The organism is Anoxybacillus sp. TBDG-1 (assembly GCF_054815885.1).
Map to the genome: position 1 here is coordinate 26,994 of NZ_JBTZSY010000028.1, position 6,559 is coordinate 33,552.

Consider the following 6,559-nt stretch of genomic DNA (forward strand, 5'->3'; position numbering starts at 1 on the left):
CGATCGCTTTCGAAAAAAACAGGAAGGGGAGAACAATGGGAAAAGCAACGGGTTTTATGGAATATGTACGGGAAGAAGAACAAAAGCGTGATCCGCTTTCCCGTTTACATGATTGGGAAGAATATGCGTTTCCGTTTCCAAACGATACGTTAGCTCGTCAAGGAGCACGATGTATGGATTGCGGTACTCCTTTTTGCCATATGGGAATGGAGCTAAATGGATTAACGTCAGGTTGTCCGATTCATAATCTTATTCCAGAATGGAACGACCTTGTATATCGTGGGCGTTGGAAAGAAGCGTTTGAACGGTTAGTAAAAACGAACAACTTTCCAGAATTTACAGGTCGCGTTTGTCCAGCGCCGTGTGAAGGGTCGTGTACGGTAGCTATTTCTGATCAAGCGGTGGCAATTAAAGGTATTGAGCGGGCCATCATCGACAAAGCATTCGAAGAAGGTTGGGTTCAACCGCGCATACCGAAAAAGCGCACAGAAAAAAAGGTAGCGGTGATCGGATCAGGACCTGCCGGCTTAGCATGTGCAGATGAATTAAATCAGGCAGGTCATTTTGTGACTGTGTATGAACGTGCGGATCGCATAGGTGGTTTGTTAACGTATGGCATTCCAAATATGAAACTTGGAAAAGATGTCGTTGAACGACGTGTACGTTTGCTTGAAGAAGAAGGGATTACGTTTATTACAAACACGGAAGTTGGCAAGCATATTACCGCTGATGAACTGCGGAAACGATACGATGCCGTTGTCATTTGTATCGGAGCGCAAAAACAACGTGATCTCGTCATCGAAGGACGAGAATTAGCGGGCATTCATTTGGCGATGGACTATTTAAAGATAACGACAAAATGGTTATTGACGGGTGAAAAGGATGAGACGTTTATTGACGCAAAACATAAACATGTCATCGTCATTGGCGGCGGCGATACGGGGGCTGACTGTGTAGCTACAGCACTTCGCCAACAATGCAAAAGCGTTGTGCAGTTTGGCAAACATCCGGCATTGCCTAAAGAACGTACGGACGATAACCCTTGGCCGCAATATCCGCTCATTTTTACCGTTGATTATGCGTATGAAGAAGCGGAAGCGAAGTTTGGTGCGGATCCACGGCAATATTGCATTCAAACGAAAAAAATTGTAGGCGATGAAAGCGGAAAAGTAAAAGCGTTGTATACCATTCAAATGGAAAAAATAGTAGATAAACATGGACGTGTTATATTTAAAGAAATTCCTGGTACAGAAAAAGTATGGCCGTGTGATCTTGTGTTGATCGCGATCGGCTTTGAAGGACCAGACCAGCCAATTTTACAGCAATTCGGAATAGAAACAGTAAACAAAAAAGTGAAGGCGCACGGATATAAGACAAATATCGAAGGGGTATTTGTAGCAGGCGATGCAAGACGTGGACAAAGTCTTGTTGTTTGGGCGATTCATGAAGGACGAGAAGCAGCGAAAGCAGTGAGCGATTTCTTGATGAAACGTTAAGGAAATGAATCATCCCCTTTTTTTGTGCATATATTGAGTTATCATAAAAAAAGGAGATGATCTACTTGTCTTTTCCAAACATCCCAAACATTAAACCGGACATTGACTTAGATGAAGAAGATGTGCTGTCGTTATTGCTTGCATCAATTGCGTTAGAAGAACTGAGTTTGGCTCACATTATGAATGCAGAAGCAGAAAAGTTACAAGCAGTATTAGGCACGTTGACGACAAGCGCAAGTGGAACGAAAGCACAATCGCTTCACGATTTGTTGAAGGTCAATCGTTCAGTAGAGCGTACGTTACGGACGGTGCTGAAAAATCAAATGTTGCTTCAGTTTAAATTGGAAGATGTTAGTGATTTAATTCAGCTTCTTCATGAGCAAAAGCGAAAAAAGCATAAAGAAAAGGACAATTGCGAACATTAATGTTCTCGTCGTCTCTTTTTCTACATTTTTGTAGAAAAAGGGACTTTTTATTTTTTTGAATTGTCATTTTATTTAAAAAAGTGTTACAATGTTTAACAAGTTCAGAAAAGATGGAGGGATTTGTTTTGCGTAGCGATATGATTAAAAAAGGATTCGATCGCGCACCACATCGTAGTTTATTGCGCGCAGCAGGAGTGAAAGAAGAAGATTTTCATAAACCGTTTATTGCCGTCGTCAATTCGTATATTGATATTATTCCAGGACATGTTCATTTACAAGAGTTTGGGAAAATCGTCAAAGAAGCGATTCGTGAAGCAGGTGGGGTACCGTTTGAAATGAATACGATCGGAGTCGATGATGGCATCGCGATGGGGCATATCGGCATGCGCTATTCGTTGCCGAGCCGTGAAATTATCGCTGATTCTGTTGAAACAGTCGTCTCTGCCCATTGGTTTGATGGCATGGTCTGCATTCCAAACTGCGATAAAATTACGCCTGGTATGATGATGGCAGCGATGCGTTTAAACATTCCGACCATTTTTGTGAGCGGGGGACCGATGAAGGCCGGAGTCACGAGCGATGGGAAAAAAATTTCGCTTTCCTCTGTCTTTGAAGGCGTTGGCGCATATCAAGCAGGGAAAATTGATGAAAAAGGATTACAAGAGTTGGAACAGTACGGCTGTCCAACGTGCGGTTCTTGTTCGGGAATGTTTACAGCGAATTCAATGAACTGTTTAGCTGAAGCGCTTGGCTTAGCACTCCCTGGCAACGGCACAATTTTAGCGATTGATCCGGCGCGAAAAGAATTCGTTCGTCGTTCCGCTCAACAGTTAATGTATTTAATCGAACATGATATTAAACCACGTGATATTGTAACTGAAAAAGCGATTGACAACGCGTTTGCGCTCGACATGGCGCTTGGCGGTTCAACAAATACGGTTCTACATACGCTAGCCATCGCGAATGAAGCAGGCATTCATTATCCGCTTGAGCGTATTAATGAAGTAGCAGCCCGCGTACCGCATTTGGCAAAACTTGCACCAGCATCAGATATGCATATTGAAGATTTGCATGAAGCGGGTGGGGTATCGGCTGTATTGCATGAATTGTCGAAAAAAGAAGGTACGTTTCATTTAGATGCGTTGACGGTGTCGGGCAAAACACTTGGCGAAAACATTGCGGGATGCGAAGTGAAAAATTATGAAGTCATTCGTCCAATTGACAATCCGTATTCAGAAACAGGTGGACTAGCTGTGTTGTTCGGCAATTTAGCACCAGATGGTGCAATTATTAAAACAGGCGGCATTCAAGGAGGTATTACACGCCACGAAGGACCAGCGATCGTATTTGATTCTCAAGAAGAAGCACTGGAAGGCATTGCGGCAGGAAAAGTACAACCGGGCCATGTCGTCATCATTCGTTACGAAGGACCAAAAGGCGGACCGGGCATGCCAGAAATGTTAGCGCCGACATCGCAAATTGTCGGTATGGGGTTAGGAACGAAAGTGGCGCTTATTACGGACGGTCGTTTCTCTGGCGCGTCTCGAGGCTTATCCATCGGACACGTATCCCCTGAAGCAGCTGAAGGTGGTCCAATCGCTTTTGTACAAAATGGGGATCGTATTGTCATTGACATTGTAAAGCGAACAATTGACGTCCTCGTTCCAGAAGAAGAGTGGGAAAAGCGAAAAGCAAACTGGAAAGAGTTTGAACCAAAAGTGAAAACAGGCTACTTAGCACGTTATTCAAAACTCGTGACATCCGCAAGCACAGGCGGAATTATGAAAATTTAGCTGATTTTGTCGAAAAGTTATTTATAACAATAACACAAGCCTCCATTATAATTAGGAAGTAAAGGGATGATGGGGGGAGAGGGATGAATACGCAATTTATTGCCGGTCATGCGCGATTGCCTTCAGGAATGGCAGCAAAAAGCGTGTTTGATACGCTCACGATTACGGCCGAAGTAGATAAAAAGTATGGCGTCATCGTTGATGCTTCTTGTACGTTAGCGACAGAGCACGGTCGCGATTATGTTGCACGGCTATTAAAAGGTCATTCATTAAAAGATGGAATCGACGAGCCGCTTGCTCAATTGCACGAAGGATATTTAGGGAAGGCAAACCAAGCGCTATGTGCAGCACTAAAAGATTTGTATAAACAATATTGTAAACTAGAAGAAAAGATGCATACAGAAAAATAGAAGGTGCCCAACGCACCTTCTATTTTTCTTCCCAAGCTGGAAGCATGTTTCGGAGCGGTTTGTCTTGACGATAGCCAAGAACGTACTCCGCTTGCATAATCGTATGAATTTCGCGCGTTCCTTCGTAAATGACTGGGGCTTTGGAGTTACGTAAGTATCGTTCGACTGGATATTCATTTGAATAGCCATATGCCCCGTGAATTTGTACGGCATCGTCAGCCGCTTTGTTGGCAAAGTCGCACGCCATCCATTTCGCTAACGACGTTTCGCGCGTATTTCGTCTTCCTTTATTTTTTAAAAACCCTGCTTTATACACGAGCAAGCGGCTCATTTGTAAGCCTGCTTCCATATTTGCGATCATTTGTTGTACAAGTTGATGACGACCAATTTCTTTTCCAAACGTTTTTCGTTCGTGACAATATTTCACGCTTGCTTCTAAACAAGCCATAATTAAGCCGCACGCTCCGGCGGCAACAGTAAATCGTCCATTATCGAGCGCAGACATCGCAATTTTAAATCCTTCTCCTTCTTCTCCAAGCAAATTTTCTTTCGGAACGTGCACGTTGTCGAAAAATAGTTCGCCTGTATTGCCTGCGCGAATGCCGAGCTTTCCTTTAATGGCACGTGATGAAAAACCAGGCATCGTCCGTTCAACGATAAAAGCAGAAATGCCACGATGTTTTTTCGATTTATCTGTGTAAGCAAAAACGATAAAGTGATCAGCGATGTCACAAAGCGAGATCCACGTTTTTTGGCCGTTTAAAATGTAGTCATCCCCATCACGCACAGCCGTTGTTGAAATAGCTGCAACATCCGAACCAGCGTTTGGCTCGGTTAATCCGAACGCACCAATTTTTTCCCCTTTTGCTTGTGGGACGAGATATTTTTGTTTTTGTTCCTCTGTTCCCCATTGAAGTAACGTTAAACTATTGAGCCCGATATGGACAGAAACAGCGGTGCGAAACGCTGTATCCCCACGTTCTAGTTCTTCACAAACAATAGCTAATGAATTGTAATCCATTCCCATTCCACCATATTGTTCAGGGATACATACACCCATTAAGTTTAATTCCGCTAAGCGCTTCAAAATGTTTGGATCAAAATAGCCTTGTTCATCCCATTCCTTAATATGAGGTAAAATTTCTTTATCAACAAATTTTCTTACGGTTTGTCTTAACATTTCTTGTTCTTGTGTGAAATCAAAGTTCATCATGTTTACTTCCTCCTTTAATAAATAAATGGTTATGTTCCCCTGCGAGCGGTGGTGCTAATCGATATGTGACCGGTGTATGTGAAAACTTTAGCGGTGTTCCGACAAGTTTTAACTCACCGACATGTGGGTGATCCATGCGAATAATCATATTGCGTGCGAGCGTTTGCGGATGTTGGAACACTTGATCGAGCGTATGCACAGGACCACAAGGAATGCCTTTTTGTTCAAATAATTGTTGCCATTCTGCACGTGTTTTCTTTTTTAACTCATTGTTTAGGCGATAATTTAATTCATGACGATGGGCGACTCGACCGGCATTTGTTCGAAATCGTTCATCTGCACCAATCGTTTGATCTTCTAATAATTCACATAATGCTTGAAATTGTCGGTCGTTTCCGACAGCGACAACAAACAATCCGTCGCTTGCTTCATATGTTGAATACGGAACGATATTCGGATGATCGTTTCCTAACGGCTTTGGCACTTCGCCTGACATGAAATAGTTCGATGCAACGTTGACAAGTGCGCTAATAGCGCAATCAAATAAACTTAAGTCAATTTTTTGTCCGCTCCCTGTTTTTTTCCGAGCGATGAGCGCTGCTTGTACGGCAATAGCGGCATATAAACCTGTAAAAATATCTGTGACAGCGACTCCGACTTTCAACGGACCAGATTGTTCTGTACCATTAATACTCATCCAACCACTCATCGCTTGAATGATATAATCGTAGCCAGCTAAATGGCGATATGGCCCCGTCTCACCAAATCCGGTAATGGAACAGTAAATGAGTTTCGGATTGATGGGGGATAAATCATCATATCCAAGCCCGAGCCGTTCCATCGTTCCGCTTTTAAAATTGTGAATAATGACATCGGCTGTTTGTGCAAGTTGACAAATTGTTTCTTTCCCGCTTTCTTCTTTTAAATTGACAGTCATACTCCGCTTATTTCGATTGATCGCTGCATAATAAGCGCTCATGCCGTTTTGAAACGGTGGTCCCCAAAATCGTGTATCATCCGATCCACCAGGTGCTTCGACTTTAATGACATCTGCCCCAAGATCACCTAAAATCATCGTGGCATACGGACCTGCAAGAACGCGCGTTAAGTCAAGAACACGAATGCCATCTAAAGCTCCCGTCATTTGTTCACCTCCGTTTTTTCATAGGTATTGTCAAAAGTTTTAAATACATACCCTAAGTTTTTATTGATTTTATGCGGT

6 protein-coding genes are annotated in these 6,559 nt (G+C 43.0%); 4 read left to right on the top strand and 2 right to left on the bottom strand.

Annotation, left to right across the window (positions count from 1 at the left end):
- The first annotated feature begins 35 nt into the window (after positions 1-35).
- The 4 genes from ACYQY7_RS09645 (at position 36) to ACYQY7_RS09660 (ending at position 4,124) form a co-directional block, all read left to right on the top strand.
- Positions 36-1,496, top strand: a complete 1,461-nt coding sequence (locus ACYQY7_RS09645; RefSeq protein ID WP_461201828.1) for a glutamate synthase subunit beta — start codon at positions 36-38, stop codon at positions 1,494-1,496.
- A gap of 56 nt (positions 1,497-1,552) precedes the next feature.
- Positions 1,553-1,921: a hypothetical protein gene (locus ACYQY7_RS09650; protein WP_461201829.1), complete on the top strand. Its 369-nt coding sequence runs from the start codon at positions 1,553-1,555 to the stop codon at positions 1,919-1,921.
- Positions 1,922-2,031: 110 nt separating this feature from the next.
- Positions 2,032-3,714, top strand: a complete 1,683-nt coding sequence (gene ilvD / locus ACYQY7_RS09655) for a dihydroxy-acid dehydratase (RefSeq protein ID WP_461201830.1) — start codon at positions 2,032-2,034, stop codon at positions 3,712-3,714.
- Between the two features lie 83 nt (positions 3,715-3,797).
- Positions 3,798-4,124, top strand: a complete 327-nt coding sequence (locus ACYQY7_RS09660) for a DUF3870 domain-containing protein (protein WP_032101467.1) — start codon at positions 3,798-3,800, stop codon at positions 4,122-4,124.
- A gap of 19 nt (positions 4,125-4,143) precedes the next feature.
- Here ACYQY7_RS09660 and ACYQY7_RS09665 read toward each other — a convergent pair whose 3' ends face one another.
- Both ACYQY7_RS09665 and ACYQY7_RS09670 read right to left on the bottom strand, forming a co-directional pair.
- Positions 4,144-5,337, bottom strand: coding sequence for an acyl-CoA dehydrogenase family protein (locus ACYQY7_RS09665; RefSeq protein WP_461201831.1), 1,194 nt, complete (start codon positions 5,335-5,337; stop codon positions 4,144-4,146).
- Entirely contained in the window at positions 5,324-6,481 is a 1,158-nt protein-coding gene (locus tag ACYQY7_RS09670) for a CaiB/BaiF CoA transferase family protein (RefSeq protein ID WP_461201832.1), read from the bottom strand. The genes ACYQY7_RS09665 and ACYQY7_RS09670 overlap by 14 nt, the downstream gene beginning before the upstream one ends.
- Positions 6,482-6,559 lie beyond the last annotated feature (78 nt).

Coding starts and splice junctions, on each gene's coding strand:
- ACYQY7_RS09645 (WP_461201828.1), top strand. CDS start 36: ATGGGAAAAGCAACGGGTTTTATGGAATATGTACGGGAAGAAGAACAA.
- ACYQY7_RS09650 (WP_461201829.1), top strand. CDS start 1,553: ATGATCTACTTGTCTTTTCCAAACATCCCAAACATTAAACCGGACATT.
- ilvD (WP_461201830.1), top strand. CDS start 2,032: ATGGAGGGATTTGTTTTGCGTAGCGATATGATTAAAAAAGGATTCGAT.
- ACYQY7_RS09660 (WP_032101467.1), top strand. CDS start 3,798: ATGAATACGCAATTTATTGCCGGTCATGCGCGATTGCCTTCAGGAATG.
- ACYQY7_RS09665 (WP_461201831.1), bottom strand. CDS start 5,337: ATGATGAACTTTGATTTCACACAAGAACAAGAAATGTTAAGACAAACC.
- ACYQY7_RS09670 (WP_461201832.1), bottom strand. CDS start 6,481: ATGACGGGAGCTTTAGATGGCATTCGTGTTCTTGACTTAACGCGCGTT.